The 21,614-nt window shown below is 44.6% G+C and carries 17 protein-coding genes and 1 CRISPR repeat array; of the genes, 16 read left to right on the top strand and 1 reads right to left on the bottom strand.

The features are described 5' to 3' along the window. Positions 1–23 precede the first annotated feature (23 nt). From cmr4 to P1X15_RS10900, 4 genes are all read left to right on the top strand, one after another. Complete coding sequence (gene cmr4 / locus P1X15_RS10915) at positions 24–950, top strand: type III-B CRISPR module RAMP protein Cmr4 (protein WP_277338163.1); 927 nt, start codon at positions 24–26, stop codon at positions 948–950. A 1-nt stretch (position 951) separates the two neighbouring features. Continuing rightward, positions 952–1,551, top strand: a complete 600-nt coding sequence (gene cmr5, locus P1X15_RS10910) for a type III-B CRISPR module-associated protein Cmr5 (protein WP_277338162.1) — start codon at positions 952–954, stop codon at positions 1,549–1,551. Then, the gene (gene cmr6 / locus P1X15_RS10905; RefSeq protein WP_277338161.1) at positions 1,551–2,720 is read left to right on the top strand and encodes a type III-B CRISPR module RAMP protein Cmr6; all 1,170 of its coding nucleotides are present in this window, start codon (positions 1,551–1,553) and stop codon (positions 2,718–2,720) included. The genes cmr5 and cmr6 overlap by 1 nt, the downstream gene beginning before the upstream one ends. 133 nt (positions 2,721–2,853) lie before the next feature. Next, positions 2,854–3,225 carry a hypothetical protein gene (locus P1X15_RS10900; RefSeq protein ID WP_277338160.1) on the top strand — a complete coding sequence of 124 codons (372 nt, stop codon included), beginning with the start codon at positions 2,854–2,856 and terminating at the stop codon, positions 3,223–3,225. Between the two features lie 108 nt (positions 3,226–3,333). Further along, positions 3,334–6,343: a CRISPR direct-repeat array (repeat unit 37 nt; unit sequence CCGCGAAACCATTATCCACTAGAACAAGGATTAAGAC). Positions 6,344–6,566: 223 nt separating this feature from the next. Here the strand turns inward: P1X15_RS10900 and P1X15_RS10895 are convergent. Continuing rightward, positions 6,567–6,779 (bottom strand): hypothetical protein, encoded by a 213-nt coding sequence (locus P1X15_RS10895; protein WP_028664911.1) that lies wholly within the window; start codon positions 6,777–6,779, stop codon positions 6,567–6,569. Between the two features lie 221 nt (positions 6,780–7,000). On the opposite strand from P1X15_RS10895, the gene P1X15_RS10890 reads away from it, so the two are divergent. The 12 genes from P1X15_RS10890 (at position 7,001) to P1X15_RS10835 (ending at position 21,543) form a co-directional block, all read left to right on the top strand. After that, the gene (locus tag P1X15_RS10890; RefSeq protein WP_277338159.1) at positions 7,001–7,357 is read left to right on the top strand and encodes a hypothetical protein; all 357 of its coding nucleotides are present in this window, start codon (positions 7,001–7,003) and stop codon (positions 7,355–7,357) included. Next, positions 7,354–7,755, top strand: a complete 402-nt coding sequence (locus tag P1X15_RS10885; RefSeq protein WP_277338158.1) for a hypothetical protein — start codon at positions 7,354–7,356, stop codon at positions 7,753–7,755. The genes P1X15_RS10890 and P1X15_RS10885 overlap by 4 nt, the downstream gene beginning before the upstream one ends. Continuing rightward, entirely contained in the window at positions 7,752–8,546 is a 795-nt protein-coding gene (locus P1X15_RS10880; RefSeq protein ID WP_277338157.1) for a hypothetical protein, read from the top strand. The genes P1X15_RS10885 and P1X15_RS10880 overlap by 4 nt, the downstream gene beginning before the upstream one ends. Then, positions 8,546–9,247, top strand: coding sequence for a hypothetical protein (locus P1X15_RS10875; protein WP_277338156.1), 702 nt, complete (start codon positions 8,546–8,548; stop codon positions 9,245–9,247). Before P1X15_RS10880 ends, P1X15_RS10875 begins: the two co-directional genes overlap by 1 nt. Then, positions 9,244–9,498: a hypothetical protein gene (locus tag P1X15_RS10870; protein WP_273211671.1), complete on the top strand. Its 255-nt coding sequence runs from the start codon at positions 9,244–9,246 to the stop codon at positions 9,496–9,498. Before P1X15_RS10875 ends, P1X15_RS10870 begins: the two co-directional genes overlap by 4 nt. After that, entirely contained in the window at positions 9,495–9,935 is a 441-nt protein-coding gene (locus P1X15_RS10865; protein ID WP_277338155.1) for a hypothetical protein, read from the top strand. Before P1X15_RS10870 ends, P1X15_RS10865 begins: the two co-directional genes overlap by 4 nt. A gap of 8 nt (positions 9,936–9,943) precedes the next feature. Next, positions 9,944–10,303, top strand: a complete 360-nt coding sequence (locus tag P1X15_RS10860; RefSeq protein ID WP_273211666.1) for a hypothetical protein — start codon at positions 9,944–9,946, stop codon at positions 10,301–10,303. A 121-nt stretch (positions 10,304–10,424) separates the two neighbouring features. After that, positions 10,425–11,741, top strand: a complete 1,317-nt coding sequence (locus P1X15_RS10855) for a hypothetical protein (RefSeq protein ID WP_277338154.1) — start codon at positions 10,425–10,427, stop codon at positions 11,739–11,741. 60 nt (positions 11,742–11,801) lie between these two features. Further along, on the top strand, positions 11,802–13,544 hold the full coding sequence (locus P1X15_RS10850) for a hypothetical protein (protein WP_277338153.1): 1,743 nt from the start codon (positions 11,802–11,804) through the stop codon (positions 13,542–13,544). 2 nt (positions 13,545–13,546) lie between these two features. After that, entirely contained in the window at positions 13,547–15,832 is a 2,286-nt protein-coding gene (locus tag P1X15_RS10845) for a hypothetical protein (RefSeq protein WP_277338152.1), read from the top strand. A gap of 136 nt (positions 15,833–15,968) precedes the next feature. Then, on the top strand, positions 15,969–19,946 hold the full coding sequence (locus tag P1X15_RS10840) for a strawberry notch C-terminal domain-containing protein (protein ID WP_277338151.1): 3,978 nt from the start codon (positions 15,969–15,971) through the stop codon (positions 19,944–19,946). A gap of 4 nt (positions 19,947–19,950) precedes the next feature. Then, a complete protein-coding gene (locus P1X15_RS10835; RefSeq protein WP_277338150.1) occupies positions 19,951–21,543 on the top strand; it encodes a hypothetical protein in 1,593 nt (530 codons plus the stop codon). Positions 21,544–21,614 lie beyond the last annotated feature (71 nt).

The raw sequence follows: 21,614 nt of genomic DNA, 5'->3' as shown, positions 1-21,614 counted from the left end.
AAGTTATAAAGCCCCCAAACATTATGTACAAAAACGCCAAACCCCTATTTTTTATCTGTGAAACACCCTTGCACGCTGGCAGTGGCTCAGATTTGGGTATAGTTGATTTACCTATTCAACGCGAACGACATACTTCTTTTCCTAAAATCGAAAGTTCTTCTTTTAAAGGAGCTATAAGGCAGGCTTTTGAAAGTGTTGAAGGAGTAAATTCACTCACTACCAATGCTCTCTTCGGAACAGAAGATGCAGGCAATGATGCTCATGCAGGAGCGTTGGCATTTACAGATGCCCGTTTATTACTGTTTCCTGTAAAAAGTGTGAGAGGTGTCTTTGCATGGGTTACTTGCCCAAAAGTATTAGAGCAGTTTAAGCGTGATATGTCTTTAACACGAATAACAGTTGATTTTTCTATTAAAGAACCTAATTCTAATAATTGTCTTGCACTTAATAATACTACGCTGAAACTTGGTAGTAATAAAATTGTCTTAGAAGAATACGCCTTCACTACTGGCGGTTCTTATGATGTTAAAGTAGACGATAAAGCACTTGGGGTATGGCTTTCTGAACTAATTACTGATGGCTTTTGGAAGGATAAACTCAAAAATGATATTGTTATTTTAGCAAATGACGATTTTAAAGATTTTGTCAATCTAAGTACCGAAGTTATCACACGAATAAAGATTGATAACAAAACAGGTACAGTAGAAGCAGGTGCATTATTTACCGAAGAGTTTCTTCCTGCCGAAAGTATCATGTATAGTTTGGTAATGGCAAGTCCGGTGTTTTTAAAAGAAGAGAAAAAGAAAGAGTCTATTCCTCAAACAGACGTAGATGTTATGAATTATTTTGCTACAGCACTGCCTAATGTAATTCAAATTGGAGGTGATGCTACATTAGGGAAAGGTATAGTACGAGTTGTAAAATCATTACTAACAGCAAAGGAGGTATAAAATGGCTAAGACAATCAATGGAATCGAACAAGGTAGAGCAGATTTTGCTTACAAATGTGCAAACCAAACTTTACTACTAAAAGATTTCAAATATGACAACGATAATAAAACAACAAATAATGCTTCTCTTTTCACTGTTTCTTTTAAGAAGAAGTTTGAAAAAGATTTGAAAGATAATAGTCTTAACAACAGAATTTTAGAAGATTTTTTGATAAATCCTTCTAAAGATAAAAAGTTTGAAGGCTTCAAGAAAAGACTTGCTGAACATTATGAGAAGTACGGTAAAGAGTACAAAGCTTATGTCAAAAAAACTCCCTTGATGGTAAAGACAAGTGGTTTAGGAGCGACATTAGCATTTATCATGTCGAAGAAAAAAGATGGAAATGCTTGGGCATTGATTTATAATCAAGTTGATAATTGGTTGAAAACGTCAGATAATCACTATTTAATTAACAATAAGAATGGAGAACTATCAGAAATTATCATCCAACTAGAAAGCGGTCAATATCGTGCAGTAACTAACGAAGTACTGGCATTATTTAATTGGCTTCGCCGATTTGCAGAAGGTTTAATTGAGGGAAATGATTTAATCCAAGAATAATGAAAAAGGGCATATTTATCATACTTAATGACAATGGCAAACTTGTAGCTGGCATCAAACGAGCTGATGGGCAAGTCATAAGGATACCAGAATTGGAGGTAAATCCTGACATTCAAGAATTAGATGGAATGCCTTGTGAGTACTTCAAAAAGGAAATTTTAATCATAGATGATGAAAATATCTATCAGAAGAAATACATCCCTAAGGAAGACCTAAAGCAAGAGGTAAAAAGCCCCTCCCTTGATTTTAAATCACAGCTTAACCAAGTAATGAATGCTAAAGATACAGAGGATGAATCAATGGAAAATAAAACAAGAGCCAAACTTTCACAGGATAGTTTTTCTCTTAAAGACTCCAAAGTACCCTCAGATGTAAGACAAATAAAGATTAGCGATATAGATAATTTTTACCTAAAACTTAATAAGTTTTCTCGTTGGACTGTAAATGAAAAAGGTGAAAATAAGTTTTTGTTTTTTAATGCTCAGGAGCGTAAAAATAAACAGAAAAATGTCACCCTTGGGAAGTTTGAAATAAAGGAAAACTTTGGCATCCTAGAAAATAAGTTTGCAGCCCTTAACAAACGTCATCATAATAATGCGAAAGCCTTATTTGGTGAAAGTGTTGTTGAGCTAACACTTACTCCAAGCTATCATTTAGTAGTAGGACTTGGGGGGCATTCTGTGTATGAAACCTCTATGACTTTACACCATATTTACGGTGTTCCATATATTCCTGCCAATTCCATAAAGGGTGTCCTGCGTAGTTGGATTATTCTTGATATGTTTGATAATAAAGAATCGTCAGCTCTTGAAGATGATACTTTCGTAAAATGGTTTGGTAGTCAATCAAGTGCTGGTAAATTGGTATTTTTTGATGCTTTTCCCAACGAAAAGCCTAGAATAGAACCTGACATTATGAATGTGCATTATCCTGATTATTATCAAGGAAGTAAACCTCCAACAGATACGCAATCTCCTATACCCATTTATTTTTTAACAGTTACGGAAAGTCCTTTTAAATTCTTTATAGGTTCATCGGAACTAAATACAAAAAATGCTAAACTAAAAGATAAAACGATTGAAGATTGGCTCAAAGATGCCCTCACCAACCACGGCATTGGTGCAAAAACTGCCGTGGGCTATGGGTATTTTCATGAACCACCAGTTTAGTTGCATGGATGGTTTATGTAGGTTTATGGTTCGATTTTAGATTTACATACATACTTCCGAGAGCAGCACGCCTTTGTACCCCAAGAAACCCCCAAAATGTATCTAACGAAAGTTTATATACGTCGTTGACAAAGTGAGGCATACGTTTGGTGGGTTTGGGTATGAAAAATATGGCCTGCCTGAGCCTTTTTTGGGGCAATTTTTGCGCTTGAGTTTGAAGGAAGTCAAAGCGGCGGAGGGATATTTTTGGCAGGTGCACCGAGTGGATACTCGTCAGGAAAGTAATCCACCTGAGGGATTGGTGCGGTCTTTTGAGGGAATGCTACAGATGAAGGGGAATGTTGGTTTTGTAAAGGGAGTAATGGTACATTTGTCGCAAATCAACTTTGAGATTGACACCAAAACCTTAGTAAAGGGAAGGGCGGTACGTGCTTACAACCAAAAAAATAAAGAGTGGGGCTGGAGAGCTATTGATATTGAAAAATTGTGTATTTTTGAAAACTAACGATTTTTTTTCAACCTAAAACCATTGAATTTATTTATGTATGAATATTAATATTTTAAGTTTTCAATATTTACGCGTTTGTTTATCAGGCAGTTGTAGAAGCCCGCTCCGCGAAACCATTATCCACTAGAACAAGGATTAAGACGATGCGTTGGATGTTTTGTTAATCATTTTCTTCTACTACCGCGAAACCATTATCCACTAGAACAAGGATTAAGACAAATCATAATGAGATTTTTTTGTGGGTTTGAATTTGGACCGCGAAACCATTATCCACTAGAACAAGGATTAAGACCGCTATACAGTATACGACAACTGCGACAACGCCTAAGTCCGCGAAACCATTATCCACTAGAACAAGGATTAAGACCCCGCACAAGCGTCTACCGAGCAATACTTTTCGATGCTCCGCGAAACCATTATCCACTAGAACAAGGATTAAGACATTTTTACCAAAAGTTCTTCTGAAATATTTTCAGATTTCCGCGAAACCATTATCCACTAGAACAAGGATTAAGACTTAATACCTCATTTTCTAACCATTCTACTTTTAAACTCCGCGAAACCATTATCCACTAGAACAAGGATTAAGACGAATCCTGATTCCAAATACTAAAAAGCTTTTTTCTTGTCCGCGAAACCATTATCCACTAGAACAAGGATTAAGACTGTTGCATGGCTTCCTTTACATTTAAACTTATTTTCATACCGCGAAACCATTATCCACTAGAACAAGGATTAAGACATCCCAATTAATTTCATAAAATTTGTTATTGTTTTCCCCGCGAAACCATTATCCACTAGAACAAGGATTAAGACATTCTTGGCCAGTTTCTTGTGTCGCTATAATGTGCCCGCGAAACCATTATCCACTAGAACAAGGATTAAGACTGATTGAGAATTGGAATAGTTTAATTTTTGAACACCCTAGTCCGCGAAACCATTATCCACTAGAACAAGGATTAAGACTTGATAAAAAAAGCTACACACACGCAAATCAAAACGCCGCGAAACCATTATCCACTAGAACAAGGATTAAGACTCCTTCAGGCTTTCCGCATCAAAATCAAGAGGCCAACCGCGAAACCATTATCCACTAGAACAAGGATTAAGACATTGTGGCAGAGAGACATTTTGGTATTATTATTTAAGTTCCGCGAAACCATTATCCACTAGAACAAGGATTAAGACTCCCAATTAAAATCTTTATTTAACCAAAATCCTTTCCCGCGAAACCATTATCCACTAGAACAAGGATTAAGACAAGGGTTTATCAGTATTTAAACTTAGTTCTTGTTTTGCCCGCGAAACCATTATCCACTAGAACAAGGATTAAGACATTTTCCTTCTTTTCTCAAGAGAACAACACATCAACCCGCGAAACCATTATCCACTAGAACAAGGATTAAGACAGTTTTGTGTCTATAAGTCATGGTCAACGCTAGTATCCGCGAAACCATTATCCACTAGAACAAGGATTAAGACTCTGAAGCTGAAATAAGTATTTGTTCTCCTGGTGAAAACCGCGAAACCATTATCCACTAGAACAAGGATTAAGACTTCGCCACCCGTAAATGTTATTTTCTTTCCGTCTGCCGCGAAACCATTATCCACTAGAACAAGGATTAAGACTTTAACTTCACTAGGTTTGTAAAACACTAAGTTGTTCACCGCGAAACCATTATCCACTAGAACAAGGATTAAGACTTGTTAGCTTTAAAGTATTCGTTAAACCATTTAAACCGCGAAACCATTATCCACTAGAACAAGGATTAAGACGTTTTTTATCCTTCCGTTCATGGCTATACGCGATTGACCGCGAAACCATTATCCACTAGAACAAGGATTAAGACTTGACCACTACTATTGATTTGTTCTTGATTTTCATAACCCGCGAAACCATTATCCACTAGAACAAGGATTAAGACAAATCATCCTTGGAACGAATGCCGGACAGTTCAATCCAGCCGCGAAACCATTATCCACTAGAACAAGGATTAAGACTTTTTATGGTATTTTTGATAATACTCAAAATACCCTCCGCGAAACCATTATCCACTAGAACAAGGATTAAGACATATCGGTGAGCATTAGACGGTCGTACACAAGTGGCCGCGAAACCATTATCCACTAGAACAAGGATTAAGACTGACCCATAATTTCGACTATTGCCCACGATTCGAATTTCCGCGAAACCATTATCCACTAGAACAAGGATTAAGACAAGGAGCATTGGTCGTAATGTCAAACATTAAAGACTTAGACCGCGAAACCATTATCCACTAGAACAAGGATTAAGACATAAAACTCTTTTTGCAAAAAAATTGGATTAGGGCTACCGCGAAACCATTATCCACTAGAACAAGGATTAAGACATATCGGTGAGCATTAGACGGTCGTACACAAGTGGCCGCGAAACCATTATCCACTAGAACAAGGATTAAGACTACGGTTTGACGCCGTTTTCGTACTTTGAAACATGACCGCGAAACCATTATCCACTAGAACAAGGATTAAGACAAGCATGTAGGCTTCGCTTGCATCGTGCATTAGGGCCCGCGAAACCATTATCCACTAGAACAAGGATTAAGACTGTAGAAATGACATTGTTTTTTTGACTTTCGTCATCAGCCGCGAAACCATTATCCACTAGAACAAGGATTAAGACCGTTAAAGCTAGAAGTTGTCACAAAACACGTGACCCCCGCGAAACCATTATCCACTAGAACAAGGATTAAGACTACGGTTTGATGCCGTTTTCGTACTTTTAAACATGACCGCGAAACCATTATCCACTAGAACAAGGATTAAGACTTTCTGTAAAATTCTCTGCTTTTTTCGCGTACTACCTTGATACCGCGAAACCATTATCCACTAGAACAAGGATTAAGACTTTGTTCCGTTTATACAGTATCCAGCCGTACCTTTTCTATCCGCGAAACCATTATCCACTAGAACAAGGATTAAGACGGCTTGCCTTCTTGGTTGGACAAAGCTGTATCGTGCACCGCGAAACCATTATCCACTAGAACAAGGATTAAGACGGACTTGTATTTGTTCGTATAGATCATTGTCTATACGCCGCGAAACCATTATCCACTAGAACAAGGATTAAGACAAGCCTCTGGATTGTTTTGGTAGCCTACAAAGCGGAAATTTGTCTTGACAAACAGGTAAAACCTATCCAAATCACAAAGCATGGAAGACCAGAAAGATCACTTTTCGCTTATGATTTAGAATAGGTGGCTCAAGCACTTATCAATCAAGTCAACCAGATACGGCTAAAAATTACTAAGCCTCTTTTGTCATGTATTTAGAAAATAGAGCTAAAAAGTAACTCCCTACTTCTTGCCAAAAAACAACCACACATCCATCTTGTAGAAATCGGCAAAGGTTTTGATGCTGATATACCTTAGTCCAAGGGCCTTCCTGATGTAAGACATTCGCTGACGGGCATAGCCTTCCGCATAGATTTTGTTGCGCAAAAGAAACTTCTCATTCACCTCGGCAAACATCCAACTTTCATCAGCAAGATTTAAACTAGCTTGTGACATACTTCTTTTAAGGGTTGTTAATCAGCATAATTAGTACCTCAAAAATACACACTTAAACGTGTACTTCAATAGACTTATTCAATCTTTCTCTTCAAAAACGTATAGCAACCGACGTAATGTAACGTAAGGATACGTAATGTAACGTAATGATACGTAATGTAACGTAAGGGGTACAGATACAAACTATAGACTATCACCCGACCTTTGAGAAAAAACAGTCGATGATGGATGTATCTCAAAGCAACCCCCTAGCACAACATCGCCTTCTCAATGAACGTTGTAGCGAACTTCTGAGCATAAGAATAGGCAAAACTACCCATGAAAAGATTAGAACATTGGCCGAAACCACGGCCACTAGTCCTCACCAAATCGTGCGCCAACTGCTCGCCGAAGGCGTAGAACCGTCCAAACCTTCACCTGCCCCACTCACCCCACAGCAAGAAGCCTACCAAGCCTTTTCCAATCCTTCGATTAAGGCCGCTATCAAAAGCCTAGCCCAAGGCTTAGAGACTGGAAAAATTACCGTCAACACGACCGAAATCATCACCCATTTTCTAACCTTTTGTCCCACTTCATGAGACTTGTCATTGTCAACCAAGAAAAGGTGATTACCTACGATTTTGGGGAGTTTACCGAAGAAGAAGCACAAGCTTTTTTTCGGGATGCCATTCAGGCCCTCAAATTCCGCCAACAATTCCCCCTAACAACCATTCAAAACGAGGTTCAGTTGAGGTTGTTGACCGACACCTTTGCCAAAATGGGACTTCTCAATGCCAACCCCGAAGCCATACAGGAATGGATGAGACCCTATGTCTCTAACGAAATCCAACGCTTACTCAAGCGCGAAAATACCGCCCAAAAAGCCCGTCGAATCATCGACGAAACCAAGGGTAAAGCCTTCGATTGGCTCAAAATGAAGCTAGTAGACGGCCTTTCTAAATTCTTCTCCAAATTCATAAACCGATTCAACCGATGAATCAATTTCAAAACCTTCGCGATCAGTGGTTAGGCGCAGTGGCACAGGATACTTTGGACACGGCCAAAACCGCCTTTTCAAAAATCCTCGCCGAAAAGCCTGCCGAGCTTCCCCCGCCAAGTACGCCACCCACCCCACCAGAGGCTTATCAAGCGCCTACCCCCATCTTTCAAGCTCCAGTACCGCCGCCAAATGCGGTGGCAGCTGAGCAATTTTCGCGTCAAGCACCGATGCCGCCAATGTACGCCTATCCTCCCCAACCTATGTATGGAATGCCTACGCCTTACATGCCACCCCCACCGCCCCCACGCTACAAAGTGGACGAGGAAAAGATGCGCAGCATGGCCAAATGGAAAGCCACCGTCAACCTCAAATACGTCGAAACCGCAGGTAGATTTGCCCGTAGTCTCGTGGGGGCGTTGGCCGCTACCAATGCGATGGTAGAGATGGTAGAAAGAGCCGAAAAACTCGACACTACCCTTACCCCAGAAGAGCTTGCAATGATTCCGACCATGCGCAAAGCAGTCGAGAAAAGAAGGACTATTGAGCAATCCAAAACGCACATTCTTTCCGATGATGATATGCGCAATATCTACGAAGAACTCATTTTTCAGGAGATGTGGGACTTGAACGAGCGGGGTGAACTCCGCCTTGAAGACCCTAGAGATTTTCTCAAAAACTACATCCTTCTCACGGGAGCCGAGATTGTAGAATCAGGCAAGGAGGTCATTGTAGAAAAAATATCGGGTGCGGTGGGCAGTGTCAAAAACAAATTTTCTAAGAAAAAGTAATGAACGCAAAGGGTAATATATGGCTTGCCGTGGGTAAGCGAAATGTGGGCAAAACCTACACCGCCTTGCAGTTGGCCAATGAATTTTCAGTGAGGGAATCGGTACGCAAGCATATTCTTGTGTATGACCATACCAACAACTCTAGTTACAACACCCACAACTTAATTCCCCTCACCTTAGAGCAAATCATCTATCTACTACCCCTGCAACAAGAGCCCATACGCGGCATCGTGAGGGGGGTAGAGATTGACGAATTTTGTGAGGCCGTGACCCATCACGTCAGCAAAAGCAGTATCCTTTTTGATGATTGTGGGGTGCTTTTTCGGGGAAATCTTACTATCGCCCGCGAAAAACTCCTCAAAACGCCCAAAAACAACGGCAATGAGCTGATTTTTCAAGCCCACAGCATCCGCGAAATCGCCCCCGCCCTGCTCGAACAAGCCAATATGTACATCCTCAAGCAGACGGTAGACGACCCCGAAAACCTACCCCTAAAGCTCATTGCAAGGCGCGAAATAGGGCATTTGCTCACCGAAGTGATTAGGGAAAACTACACGCTCGAATCCAACCAAAAATGGGCTACCCGTATCTACGACACCGAAGATGATGAAATCTGGATTCCTGACTCAAACGGTGACTTTACGATTCACCGAGGCGAAGACTATTTCCCTTTTTCTTACAAAAACAAATACCTCCAATGACCTTCACCGACGACCTTTCAAAAACGAGCCTCGAAGTACTAGAAGCCATGCGGAAAGAGGCACAAAGCAGTCTCAAACACCTGAAAAAAAATCCCGAAACGCCCGTTACGGTGGTGGCTTTGTACCACTTGGGCAAAGGAGAAATCTTTAGCGTACAGTCCAACCTACCCCATGAGTTTGTAGCAATCGAACTCGAAAGAATCCTTACCGAAATCAATTTTGCCATCCAAAACCGCACAAAAAAACCATGAATCAGCAACTTCAAAATCAGTATTTTCAGCAAATGCCTCCGCTGCAACCCTCTTACGCTCAAGCTGACGAAGAAACCCCCAAAGAAGAACGCTCAACCTCTTTTTTCTGGATTGTCTTTTGGGTTTTTGTCTTGGTAGGATTGGCATTGTCGGCCTTTTATTTTGGCATTTTGCTTCCTGCCTTATCTAAAATCATGGTCAAGGTCAATGGCCTCACCACCCACCAAAAGTCTCCCATTATCTACGAAGTGGTTCCGGTAAAAACCGAAGAGGAACCACAAGAAGAAGGGGAGGATACGATGGAGACCGAAGCCTTGTTGATGATGCCCCCGCCTAAGTCCTTGGACGATGAATTTGCCGAACACAATGACAAATACGGATTACTGGACAATTCCCTCATGGCAGGATGGAATCTTTCCGACCAGAACAATCCATAATCTATGTTATGCCTATCAAACGTGCCTTTTTCTATGAATATGAAGAAGCCAGTGGCCTTCAGCGGGGACAGCTATGGGAATGCCTTAGCCCACAGGAAAGGGCGCGTTTGGTTCAGTTGGGGTATCGCCCCAAATGCCGCCTTACCCAAGGTGCAATGGATTTCTTAATGGAAGTATTTCCCCTGCCTGATTACAAAACCGAAATCGTTAGCTTGACAAAATACGAAGTACAAATCGGGCTTCCAAGGCAGATTTGGCACTTACTGGAGGAAGACCAAAAACTCAAAATCCATGAATTGGGCTATCGTCGTAATAGACGCCTGCCGTACCGAGTGATTTTGTATTTACGAAGTCTGGGTTTTTATTAAAGTTTTGCTTCCGTCGCAACTATTCATTTCTACGTTAGATTAGGACGTCTGTGCGTCGCAATCGTTCCACCCCCTTTTCTCATCACTTACCTTTTGGCTTGTTTCAACAATCCCCAAGGTAATGTCCTCCAAATCCAAATTTCTGATTGGCAAAAAGCAAGTAAAAAACCTGCTTCAATCCCTGCAAAAACGAACCCGTACCAAAAAGTTTTGGGCTGCTTTGGTCGTCTCTATCAGTATCCTAGTGAGCATATGGCTCGTATTTTTCCGTAATAAAAAATCTCCCCTCAACAATCTTACGGCCAAAGCTAAATCCCTTTTCTCGACCCAATCACTGCCTAACCATACGATGCTTTTCATCGACCTTCTGGAAGGATTTGGCGAAGCCGAAATAAGCATCGTTGACGGGAAAGTATCCGCCCCTTACATCGAAAGACAGATTGATTTTGCCGCCACCGAAGGGCTTGACGGCATTCTTATCGCCATCCCCATCGACCATGTCTACCGCAATAGCCCCGATACCCCCGACTGGACGGGCGTCGAACACGTCTTCAACTATGCCCACCAAAAAGGACTTTTCATCCTTTCAAAGCTCAGGCTAGAGCCTTATAAGTCGTATTTGTATCCTGATTTCAATATTTCAGACTTCGTACAAGGCAATACCTCCGTCAAATTGGAGTCTGATTTTTGGGTTACTTACGCCAAAAAATTCGCCACCGACTACAAAGAAAAGTTCCAAGACTGGCACACTTCCAACCGCATTTTGTGCGTCTTTCCCACCTCTACGATTCATCAGGAATGGGGATACGGCTACGACACCCCTCTACACGAAAGCAGCTACGGCGAACGCATCAAAGCCGTCAATCGTGTCATGCACGAAATGGCGGACGTACTTTCTCCCCTCAGCGTCGGGGTGGATTCGGGTAGCTACTACGATACCGCCGCCGCTACCCATCGCGGTACGTGTGCCGTGAGTGACCTTGCCAATCGCCCTAATATCGTCTGTGTGAAAGACAATCCACACATCGACTATGACCTGTACTTTGACCATGCGTTACTCTTGAGTACCGCCAAAAAGAACGGTGCCAATAGCTTGGCAATGGCCGAACATACCAACTCTCCCCCTGGGCAAGTCACGCCCCAACTCATCGACGACATCAGGCTTTCTTATGAGCTTGGCATCGACATCGTAGGGCTGGCTTTTGTCTACGATGAAGCAGGGCATCAAATCGTCAAGGACATCGTCAACGCCCTCAAACAATCCAATCACTACCGCCGCCCCAAACCTACTTGGAATCCCGTGGGTGAGTTTTCTTACACCACTTCGGAGTTGAAAAACCAAAATGGATACCAAGGCCAAATCCTGACTAGATTCCGAAATCTACTCCAACAAAACGCCAACAAACTCCCTACAATCACGGTCATCAACGACCTCTAAGAAAGCAATCCAAAGCCGCTTTCAAGCCTACTTTTTATCCTGATTTCCTCAATTTAAGCCATGATTGACGCTCCTATCGCTTCCGACCTCGTGATTCGAAAAAATCCGCTTCCGACCGATACCTTCGAGGCCGTGTGTGAGGTCTATATCCCCCGTGCTATCAAGCAAACCCAACCTTTTGTAGCGAAATTTCAGCACCACCCCGACCCCCTTCGGGCCATCTACGACTGGTGTCGAGATACCTTCCAATACCAAGAAGACCGGCTAGGCTACGAAGAAATAAGACTCCCGCGTCAATCGTGGAAAGACCGACGCACGGGCATCGACTGTGAAGATTTTGTCATCCTCATTTCGGGTATTTTGCACCATCTACGCCTCAGCCATACGGTGCGCATGGCTGATTACGGCAGTGGGTGGCAACACATCTACGTCGTAGTAGGGGATACGATTCTTGACCCTGTCAACCCTGTTTTTAACCAAGAACCCCCGTTTCAAAAGAAAAAAGACCATGCCTTTGCGTTGGGGCAATTGGGGGCTATTCCCCTGAAGTTTCCATTTGTGCGTCAAATTCAATCCGAACTTGCCCAAGGCGAAACATACACCCGCACCAAACTCGAAAATATCGCCAAAAAAGAGTTTGGGATAGAAGACAAGCAGCTCGTCAAAGAACTCATCGAACTAGCCTATCTCCAACAAGCTCTCCATATCGCGTCGGACTACAAACTAGAACGAGAAATCGCCTACGACGATATTGTACAGCTCTACAAAACCCAAGCCAATAGCAGCCTTCGCACCTCCGAAAGTGTGATGCTTCAGCAATATTCTACCCCCTTGCCGATGGCTTATCTTATGGGGTTGTTTTGTGGTATCGACAATAACATGAATCACTTCTTTGAGCCATCGGCAGGCAATGGTTTTATGATGGTGGCGTCGGGTTTGAGCCAAAAAAGAGGAAGTGTGATGAACGAAATATCGCCCAATCGCGTAGAAAACCTCGAACTCATGGCCGACCTCTACAAGTTTCGGGTCACGAAAGAAGATGCTACCGAGCCGCAGTACTACGCTTCCTTACCCAAGTTTCCTGTCGTCATTGGCAACCCTCCCTTTGGCCTCATGAAGCGTCGGACTTTCGACAAAATCACCACCCAAAAACTCGACCATTGGATTATTCTCAATGCCCTTACTTGTATGTACGACAATGGCCGTGCCGCTTTTGTGCTAGGGGGACATATGCGCTACGACCATGAGGGCCGAATTTCATCGAAGGACAAGTCCACGGGCGACCGCTACTTTTTCAATTACCTCTATCACCATTATAATGTGGTAGACGTCATCAACGTCAACGGTGATTTGTTCAGCCGACAAGGCACCAATTTCGACATTCGTATCCTGCTGATTGACGGCCGAAAAAAGACCCCTGAAGGTTATGCGCCTTTGCTCGAAAATGCCAACCTGCAAGTGGCCAACTCTTTTGGCGACCTATGGCGAAGAATCGCCCCGTTTTTTCGGCATGCCCCCTCTTTTTTTTCTAATCTGCCCGTGAAAGCCTTCATTTTCCATAACGAATCCCGCAACGGAATTGAAATCAAATTTGAAAACAAACCGCTGGTCGAAAACCTAACTTGGCTCAGGGAACAAGGCTACAAATGGACTAACCGAGGCTATTGGTACATTACTTACAGCCCTCAGCAATGGCAACTCATCCACGAAAAATTCAGGGAAAATACTATCCCCGACTTGGCACTTCTGGAGATGGAAGCCCAAGCCCTCGAACTAGAACTTCAATTACTTAATCTATCATAACCATGAAAACAAGACAAATTATCGTTCTTTTATGGGCGTTTTTAACGCTATCAACCACTTCTTTCGGACAAAAAAAGAAGAAAGCCCCCCAAGACACCACTGCCACCCGTGCTTGGGTGCGTAGTTACGTTAAATCGCTTGCCCCTCAGCCCGAAACCCCACCCACCGACAATCGCCCCGATTGTGTGGCAGGGCTAACCCTTGTTTCCGTCGTTCCCGTTGAAAAACAACTGGAAGTCACTTTTCATAGTCTCGACGTGCAGAGCATTGATTATGAAGTTTTACAAGCCCAAAAGCTTGTTTTTTCGGGTAATACGGGGCAGCTAACTTCCCCCGTCTTTCGGATTAATTACAATCCCCCCCAAGGACAGTATGAGGTCAAAATCAAGGCCAAAAACTGCAAAAGTGACCCAAAAACGGGCGTAAAGACGATTCAAGTAGCAAAAATCGAAAATTCTACCCCTGCCAACGTAGTTCCTGAAAATGTCATCCGAACTACGCCACCCCTTATCGTCTATTACAACTACGATGATACGGGAGAGGAACTGAGCACCATTAAGCTAAAAGTTGAGAGAAAGCAAGATGGCAAACTCTACCTTAGCGACGAGGGCACGATGCCCTTCAGAAGCTACTATGCCATCAACGGTGCTACCACTTCACAACTCACCCAATACCCTGTACGAGCAGGGGAATGGATACACCTTGTCAAGTTGGTGGCCGACATCGACAACATCAACGCCGACGCGTGGCGGACCTCCGTGCAATACGCAGGACTGAAAAACAAAAAATTTGCCCAAACCTACGAGTGTACTTTTTATGTTGCAGACGGAACTACTACAAAACTAGACTACACCCAACCGCTCTGGAAAAACGAAGCCCAGCGCGACGGCCTTAACCTTACTTATACCCCTGCCTTCACGCTAAAAAACAAGCAATACGGCTCTGAAACCATTCCCACCGAAAGCGAAACCCAACTCAAAAACCTCTCGTGGGCAACGGGAACCGACCGTTATCAACTCTTATATGCCAATGAGGTTATAGACCTTACCAACCGCTTAGGCAAAGGTATCACCGACCTGCAAGACCATGAGTTTGACCGTGCCGCCGATATGCTTGCCAGTATGACTTCTTCCGCCTACTTCGCGGTAGATTATGAGCCACACAATCCCCAAGCGGACAATTGGCGTTGGAATTTTGATAGTCCTTATTTTCGTTCTACGATGCAAAAGCTCTCCCAACGAATCTACGAAAGGCACAAAAAGTACTTTTACTCGTGGATTGGGAAAGGAAACCGCTTTGCCTTTCGAGGCGAAACTTTTGAATTGGACGGGTGGAACAACGATACATGGGGTGGAAAATTAGACACCTATCTTGCCATCCACGAAAACCCCACCGAAATCACCCACATCGACTTAGCGTCCCCCACGCTTACCCAAGTGGGTTTTGGTTACAGCTCTACCACCATCAACGGCGATGCCGCAAAAGGCAATGAATGGGTATCGCCCAAATTGTGGTATTTAAGGGCATTGGACGTCTTAAACATCCAAACGCTCATTACCCCACCCGACGAAAAACTATTGCTGTTTGTGTGGCCGTTTGAAGACAAACCCGCCGATGCCAACCGCAGCCCCATGACGCGTCTGAAATGGGGACAAGGCTACATCAAACAGGTGGACAATCGGGTACAATACCCCCACAACTTGGTCAGGGATGCCATTTTTACGTATCTCTGCAACCCCAAACATAGCTATACCCAATATTGGCTATTTGGCAATAGTTACGACCCAAGCGGCCTGTTGAGATGGTCAAAAATCAATGGGCAATTATCTTGTCTTTCCCAAAATGCAGGTGGGTTTTTTGTATCCGAATATACTGGTCCTGATACCCCTTCCTGTCCCTCTGTAGGTGATTACATCGGCAAAGACGCTCTAAGTGTATCGGCCATGATACAAGCCCATGAGTTGTTTGCCAAGGGGATTCAGGACGTCTGTGACGGGACGCAGGTGCGGGATTCCTTTGAGTTTGTGCAGTACGTGCGCCAAAATGCAGGCGTGACCGAAACCCAAACCCCTCTCCACCAAAACGACACGGGCGAATTTGCCCGCGCTTACAAGTATGGTCAGCCTTGGGTGCAACTCTGGAAAAATCCCAAGTCGGGCAAGCGCGTATTGCTCTACCAAGACCTGTATGCAGGGGCTTTTGAAGAAGGTAAATTCACCGTCATTATCAACGGTCAAAGCATCACCCGAACCACCCAAGGCAACAATTTGTACACCGAAATTTTTTGATAGCAAAATCATGCCCGTAGATCTTCCCAGGTTTCACGGTCGAGGCGCATTTTGATAGCAAATTTTCGAGCTGCGGCGCTGATGAATTCCGGAGCCGTACAAAGTCGACCTCTATTTTGATAGCAAATCCAACCTAATGAAAAAAACAACCAAAAAAAACACCGCTAAAAAACGCCAGAAAAACAATGCGTTGGGTGCGGTTTACTTTCCAGTCGCCAAGACTCGTTCGATGAAGGTCGAAACCCCCGATAGTATGGCCGCCGAAATGGCACTGGCTCACGCCGAACTGACCGCTTATTTGCAAGCCAATTTTGGCAATATGAGCGTCGAAGAGTACGTTCGTCGTAAGCTCGCTTATCCCACCATGCAGGCGCTTGAAAATGCCCTTTTCGCCGAGCAAATCGACGGCGTAGCCCTCGCTATCTACAACATCGAAGCCAAAAAACAAGGCATTGTCATCGGCGACCAAACGGGCATTGGCAAAGGAAGACAGGCCGCCGCCATCATCCGTTACGCCCTTTTACGGGGCAAAACGCCCATTTTTTTCACCGAAAAGCCTAACCTTTTTTCCGACATTTACCGCGACCTGATTGGCATCGGCAGCGAAGACGGTACGCAAATCAAAAAACGCCGCAACCAAGCGGCGGAAAAAGAATGGGACGAACTCACCGAAGAGGAACAAGACAACTACGGTAGTCAAGAAAACTACGACAACTATCTCAAGCAAAAAGGCGTTCGGAAGGTGTCTACCTTTTCGGAAAACAAAGCCTATGACCTCCAAAAAGGCACCCACGTCGTGCCTTTCATCGTCAACTCAAAGGAGCTAAAAAGTAGCATCAAGGATGCCAACGGTAATATCCTCTACGAAGCCCCCGACAAAGCCGAGCAGGATGCCATTTTCGCTTCGGGTCGTTTGCCAAGTCCCTACCGTCTCATCATGCTTACTTACTCCCAAATTGCCACGGGTAATAAGGTCAAGTACGAAGCAGGGGTGAAAGTGGTGGAAAAGGGCAAAAAAGCGCAGTTTATCGCCAACATGGCCGAGGATAATATCATCATCATGGACGAAGCCCACAATGCTTCGGGCGGGGATTCTAGCACGGGTATCATTGCTAGAGAGATGCTTCAAGCCTCCGAAGGTGCCGTTTTTCTTTCGGGAACTTTCGCCAAACGTCCCGAAAACATGGCCTTGTACGCCCAAAAAACGGCCATCGGCGACGTCAACTCCACCGCTGAAGGACTCGCAGAAGCCATTACCGTAGGAGGGGTGGCGATGCAAGAATGGGTATCGTCGATTTTGGTCAAAGAGGGGCAAATGATTCGCCGTGAACGCGGCCTCGAAAGTACGGGCGCCGTGGTCAATTGGATTACCTTGGATGAATCGGCGCAGGCGTGGGGATTGCCTAACCTGAAAGACCAACACCGCCAAACCGTTGACCGCATTACGAGCGTTATTCGCCAAATCATTGCGTTCCAAAGCATTCACGTGGGCTCGTCGCTGAAAATGCTGAACCAAATCCTGAAAAACCAAATGGGAGAAGCCAACCTCAACCAAGGCACCAAAGCCGCAGGGGTGGACAATGTACCCTACTTCTCGAAGGTGTTCAACGTCATCAATCAACTCCTGTTTTCGACCAAGGCCGAAGCCGTGGCCATGCAAGCCCTCAAACGCTTGCAGGAAGGCAAAAAGGTCGTCATTGCCTTTGCCAATACAATGGGGAGTTTCATCGACGAACTCACCGAAGGGGGCATTGAAGACCGCAACGGCGGAACCCGCATCAAACTAGACTTTGCCTTGGTGCTTGAAAAAGCCCTCCGCAGTGTCTTGAAAATTCAGGTTTCAAGTGGTTGGGGAAAAACCGAGTATCGACAGCTACAGGTAGAGGAATTGTCCGTGCAAGGGCAAAAAGATTACCAAAGGATACTGGAGGTGATTCGCCAAACCACCACCGATATTTTGGTATCCCCCATCGACGTTATCAAAGAGATGATAGCGGCCAAAGGTTACGAGGTCGCCGAGGTCACGGGGCGAAGCAAAGAAATCAAATTCGAAAAATCCCCCACGCTTGGCAGGGTCATGCCCAAAACGGGGGTCGTGGTGCCACGCGCCAAAGAGGATGCGGCAGGGGCGTTTCGACGGTTCCAAAACAACGAAGTGGATGTACTGCTCATCAATCAATCGGGGGCAACGGGCGCATCAGCTCACGCGATTCCCACCGAGCGCGTTCCTGCCTCCAAGGTCAAACAACGAGTCATGATTATTGCCCAAGCCGAACTTGACGTCAACATTGAAGTGCAGAAGTGGGGACGCATCAACCGTACGGGCCAAATTTTACCGCCTATCTACGATTACATCGTATCGGCCATTCCTGCCGAGCAGCGGCCTACCATGATGCTCCAAAACAAACTTCGTTCGCTCTTTGCCAACACCACCAGTAGCCAAAAGTCGTCGAAAGATATTTTGCAATCCAACGACTTCCTCAACAAAATTGGCGACCGGGTCGTCAAAGAGTACGTGGAGGTCGAGCGTGAAGAAAACGGCAAAGAGAGTATCTACAGCCTGTGTGACCTCAAAAAGTGGATGGGTCACGGTGACAACAAGGAGACAACCGAAGAACTGGCCAAAAAAGTAGCAGGACGTGTCGCCATTATCCCCACCGCTCGACAGCAGATTTTCTACGAAGAAGTAGCCGAAGCCTACAAAAAAGAAGTCGAAAGGCTCGTCAATGCGGGAGAATACGACCTTGAAGTAGAAGTACTTGACCTGAAAGCCCGATTGATACAGGAAGACCTCCTCGTCGCAGGAAAACCCACTGGCACTTCGGAGTTTGCCAAGCGATCCATGTTGGGCCTATATGAGGTCAACAACCTCCACAAACCTTACACCCACGCCAAGCTGCAACAGCTCATTGAGGAGGCCACCAATGGAAAAGAAGTAAGGATTCACACCAAAGAAATGTTCCATGAAGCCTCTTCGTTTCTCACCCAACGACGGGATGAAAAAATCGCAAAAATCAGCAAGGATTTTGAGGCCGAAATGCAAGGGCTACGCGCCCAATTGGCGAAGGCAAAAGAAGAAAAAGCCGAAGTCATTCGCGCTCGAATGGCCGAAGCAGAAAAAGAGTACACCGACCAAATCACGCTCGTAACCACCAAAGAAGACGCCACCATTGACCTTGTCGAAGAAGTCATTAAGAACTTCTACGCAGGCCGAAAAATCGTCAGTAACTTGGAGCGGTTGGTATGTTTAGGGGTCAAAATCAACCCAAAAGCCAAAAACCCCTACAGTCTAGGCAAAATCTACGTTGATTTTGCGGTCGCTAGTTCGGTGCGAAGGATAAGTTTTAACTTGGCCAAGTCAGGTTATAGCAACCTTGTGCAACTCCTCAAAGCCGCCCAGGAAACCTACCACTACAATACCCCCTTACAACGATTTTGGGAGGAGGGCGTCAAAGAACTCAATAGCGACCGCATCCGCGTCTATATCATCACTGGCAACCTACTGCAAGCCATTGCCCAAGAGCAGTTCAGAAATACGCGTATTGTCGATTTTACAATGCAAGACGGCAGCACCCGTAAGGGCTTGCTCGTGCCTTATTCGGTGTTGTCGCCGCCCGTGCAGGGTAGCACTTCCAAAATCAACAAGATTGTCCCCTTTTCGCAGTGCGCTGACGTGATTAGAAATATGCCGAGTGGTCGCATGATTGGCAATGACAAGCTGAGCGTCATGTCGCGAAATGGCTATATCGTATTTGTGCCTGCTTCCAAAGTGAAAGGTGGCGACCTCTACACCGATAAGGGGCTACTCGAAATGGTAGAAAACGAAAACTTCACCAAGTACGGTGAGAAGATGAAGGCCGTTATCAAGCCTGATCAGCTAGACGCTTTTTGTGAGTATGTGTCCGAAAAATTTGGGTTGTCGTGTATGCTCAACGATGAGATGCTTTCTTACCTTAAACCCGTCAAGGCCGCAGCAAACCAAAAAGAAGTGCTGAGGAAATATGAGCCATTTCCTGAGATGCCTCTCCCTGCTAAGTCCCCTTCAAATGACCTAGAGCTGATGGAAATGGAAGCCATTGCCCTCGAACTTGAACTCGAACTTTTAGCTTTTTAAGCCCATGAAAAACAAACAATTGCCCCTCACTTTGGGCAAGTTAGAAGTCAATGTAATGGCTCCTAACACGCCGCCCGACCAAGAGATACTGAAAATTTTCAAGCCTTTTACCAAGCCCAAACACCCTAATTTTCAGGGCATTCATTTTGATGCGCATGGCATCACCGCCACCAACGGGCATTTTTTGATGCACCTTCAGACCCAAACCCCTACCCGTGGGGTGTTTCTGCCATCGGGCGAAGTAGCCGATGGTCGATTCCCCAATTACAAAGAGCTGCTAGACCAACTCGAAACCGACCACCACAAGGCGTTGGAAGTGAACCTAAAAAAGCTCTTAGAAGAACTCAACCATACCCACCTAAGTAACACTTACAAAGGTGAGGTGGGAACGGCTATTTGCCTCGTTGCTTACGCTCAAAACCTCGTTTTCTATGACGTAGATTACCTCAAAAGGATTGTCAAACTTTTGTCTGACGATGGCGTACAGCAGGCTACCTTCAAATTCAAAAAGGCCGCCCTTATCAAGTCCCAACCCCTGCTCATTGAGTCTGTTTTCAGGAGCCAAAAAGCCATTTTTGTCCTCATGCCCGTGGCGGTTTACGAAACCGACGAAAGTATCTGGAAGCGCCAAAAGAACATCCTCTACAGCCTCGAAAAAAACGCCAAATATTCAGACCAACCCACCCAAAAGAGTTTCCCCCAAACCAATAAAACCATCACATCCATGACGAACAACGCAAAATGGCTACAAGCCAACATCGCCCCCAAAACGCGGGAGGATATGCCCCACGAGACCTTACAAAAGTCGTATGATACCTTCCAAAAATTCACCCAAAATTGGACGGATTATTCGGTTTTTGAACGCAGCGAAAACATCGAACGTACCTTGGGCGTATTCCGCGAAAAATACACCGAGGCCATGAGCAAAATGCCGCCTGCCCCCAAGGCAGAAGCAAAGCCACCGATGCAGCAACCAAAGGCCGACAAAAAGCCCAAAGCAGCTACCCCCAAAGCCAAAGATTGTAAATGTGAAGAGGAAAAGCCCAAGGCGGAAGTCAAACCCAAAGCGGACAAAAAAGCCTCCTCTAAAGTACAGAAGCCCAAAGCGGACAAAAAGCCTTCTCATTCCGAAAAACAGGAAGAAAAAGCAAAAAACGAGCTAAAAAGATTGAAAAGCGAAAATGCGCAGTATGAGAAAAAAATCTTGTTTGACTCGGATTTTCTTAGTTCGCTTATCGCTCAAATCAACAAGCATGAGCAAAAAGCCAAAGGATTGGGGGCATTGCCCACCAAACTTGTCGAAGAACTCAAACGTGAACGTACCCTTAATACGCTGTACAAAAGAGTGGATAAGCGAAATGTAAAAGGGTTTCAAAGTCTGGAAAAACGCCTCAAAAAGTCCAACGAACTTACCCCCAAGCTCGAACAGCAGTTTTATGCCTTGTACAGTACGCTTGGTGGCCTTAAACAAGCAACCGTGGCCAAACGTCAAGTAAGAAAAACCAAAACCAATAAGCGCAAAAAGACTACCGCTACCAAGAAATCAACCTCAAAATCCGTCCAAAAGCAGGGTTTTTGGGAGAGGATTTTTGGATAAGTTTTTTAGTTATCATTTTATTAGTTTGGATACCCTAGTGCCTGTTGGTGCTAGGGTATTTTTTTAGTATA

Source organism: Runella sp. MFBS21 (genome assembly GCF_029433105.1).
GTDB lineage: Bacteria > Bacteroidota > Bacteroidia > Cytophagales > Spirosomataceae > Runella.
The sequence above is the reverse complement of the archived record's forward strand: the minus strand, read 5'-3'. Positions and strand labels throughout refer to the sequence as shown.

Bases quoted from the DNA above. Each gene is read 5' to 3' on its own strand.
- cmr4 (WP_277338163.1), top strand. From the start codon at position 24: ATGTACAAAAACGCCAAACCCCTATTTTTTATCTGTGAAACACCCTTG.
- cmr5 (WP_277338162.1), top strand. From the start codon at position 952: ATGGCTAAGACAATCAATGGAATCGAACAAGGTAGAGCAGATTTTGCT.
- cmr6 (WP_277338161.1), top strand. From the start codon at position 1,551: ATGAAAAAGGGCATATTTATCATACTTAATGACAATGGCAAACTTGTA.
- P1X15_RS10895 (WP_028664911.1), bottom strand. From the start codon at position 6,779: ATGTCACAAGCTAGTTTAAATCTTGCTGATGAAAGTTGGATGTTTGCC.
- P1X15_RS10890 (WP_277338159.1), top strand. From the start codon at position 7,001: ATGATGGATGTATCTCAAAGCAACCCCCTAGCACAACATCGCCTTCTC.
- P1X15_RS10885 (WP_277338158.1), top strand. From the start codon at position 7,354: ATGAGACTTGTCATTGTCAACCAAGAAAAGGTGATTACCTACGATTTT.
- P1X15_RS10880 (WP_277338157.1), top strand. From the start codon at position 7,752: ATGAATCAATTTCAAAACCTTCGCGATCAGTGGTTAGGCGCAGTGGCA.
- P1X15_RS10875 (WP_277338156.1), top strand. From the start codon at position 8,546: ATGAACGCAAAGGGTAATATATGGCTTGCCGTGGGTAAGCGAAATGTG.
- P1X15_RS10870 (WP_273211671.1), top strand. From the start codon at position 9,244: ATGACCTTCACCGACGACCTTTCAAAAACGAGCCTCGAAGTACTAGAA.
- P1X15_RS10865 (WP_277338155.1), top strand. From the start codon at position 9,495: ATGAATCAGCAACTTCAAAATCAGTATTTTCAGCAAATGCCTCCGCTG.
- P1X15_RS10860 (WP_273211666.1), top strand. From the start codon at position 9,944: ATGCCTATCAAACGTGCCTTTTTCTATGAATATGAAGAAGCCAGTGGC.
- P1X15_RS10855 (WP_277338154.1), top strand. From the start codon at position 10,425: ATGTCCTCCAAATCCAAATTTCTGATTGGCAAAAAGCAAGTAAAAAAC.
- P1X15_RS10850 (WP_277338153.1), top strand. From the start codon at position 11,802: ATGATTGACGCTCCTATCGCTTCCGACCTCGTGATTCGAAAAAATCCG.
- P1X15_RS10845 (WP_277338152.1), top strand. From the start codon at position 13,547: ATGAAAACAAGACAAATTATCGTTCTTTTATGGGCGTTTTTAACGCTA.
- P1X15_RS10840 (WP_277338151.1), top strand. From the start codon at position 15,969: ATGAAAAAAACAACCAAAAAAAACACCGCTAAAAAACGCCAGAAAAAC.
- P1X15_RS10835 (WP_277338150.1), top strand. From the start codon at position 19,951: ATGAAAAACAAACAATTGCCCCTCACTTTGGGCAAGTTAGAAGTCAAT.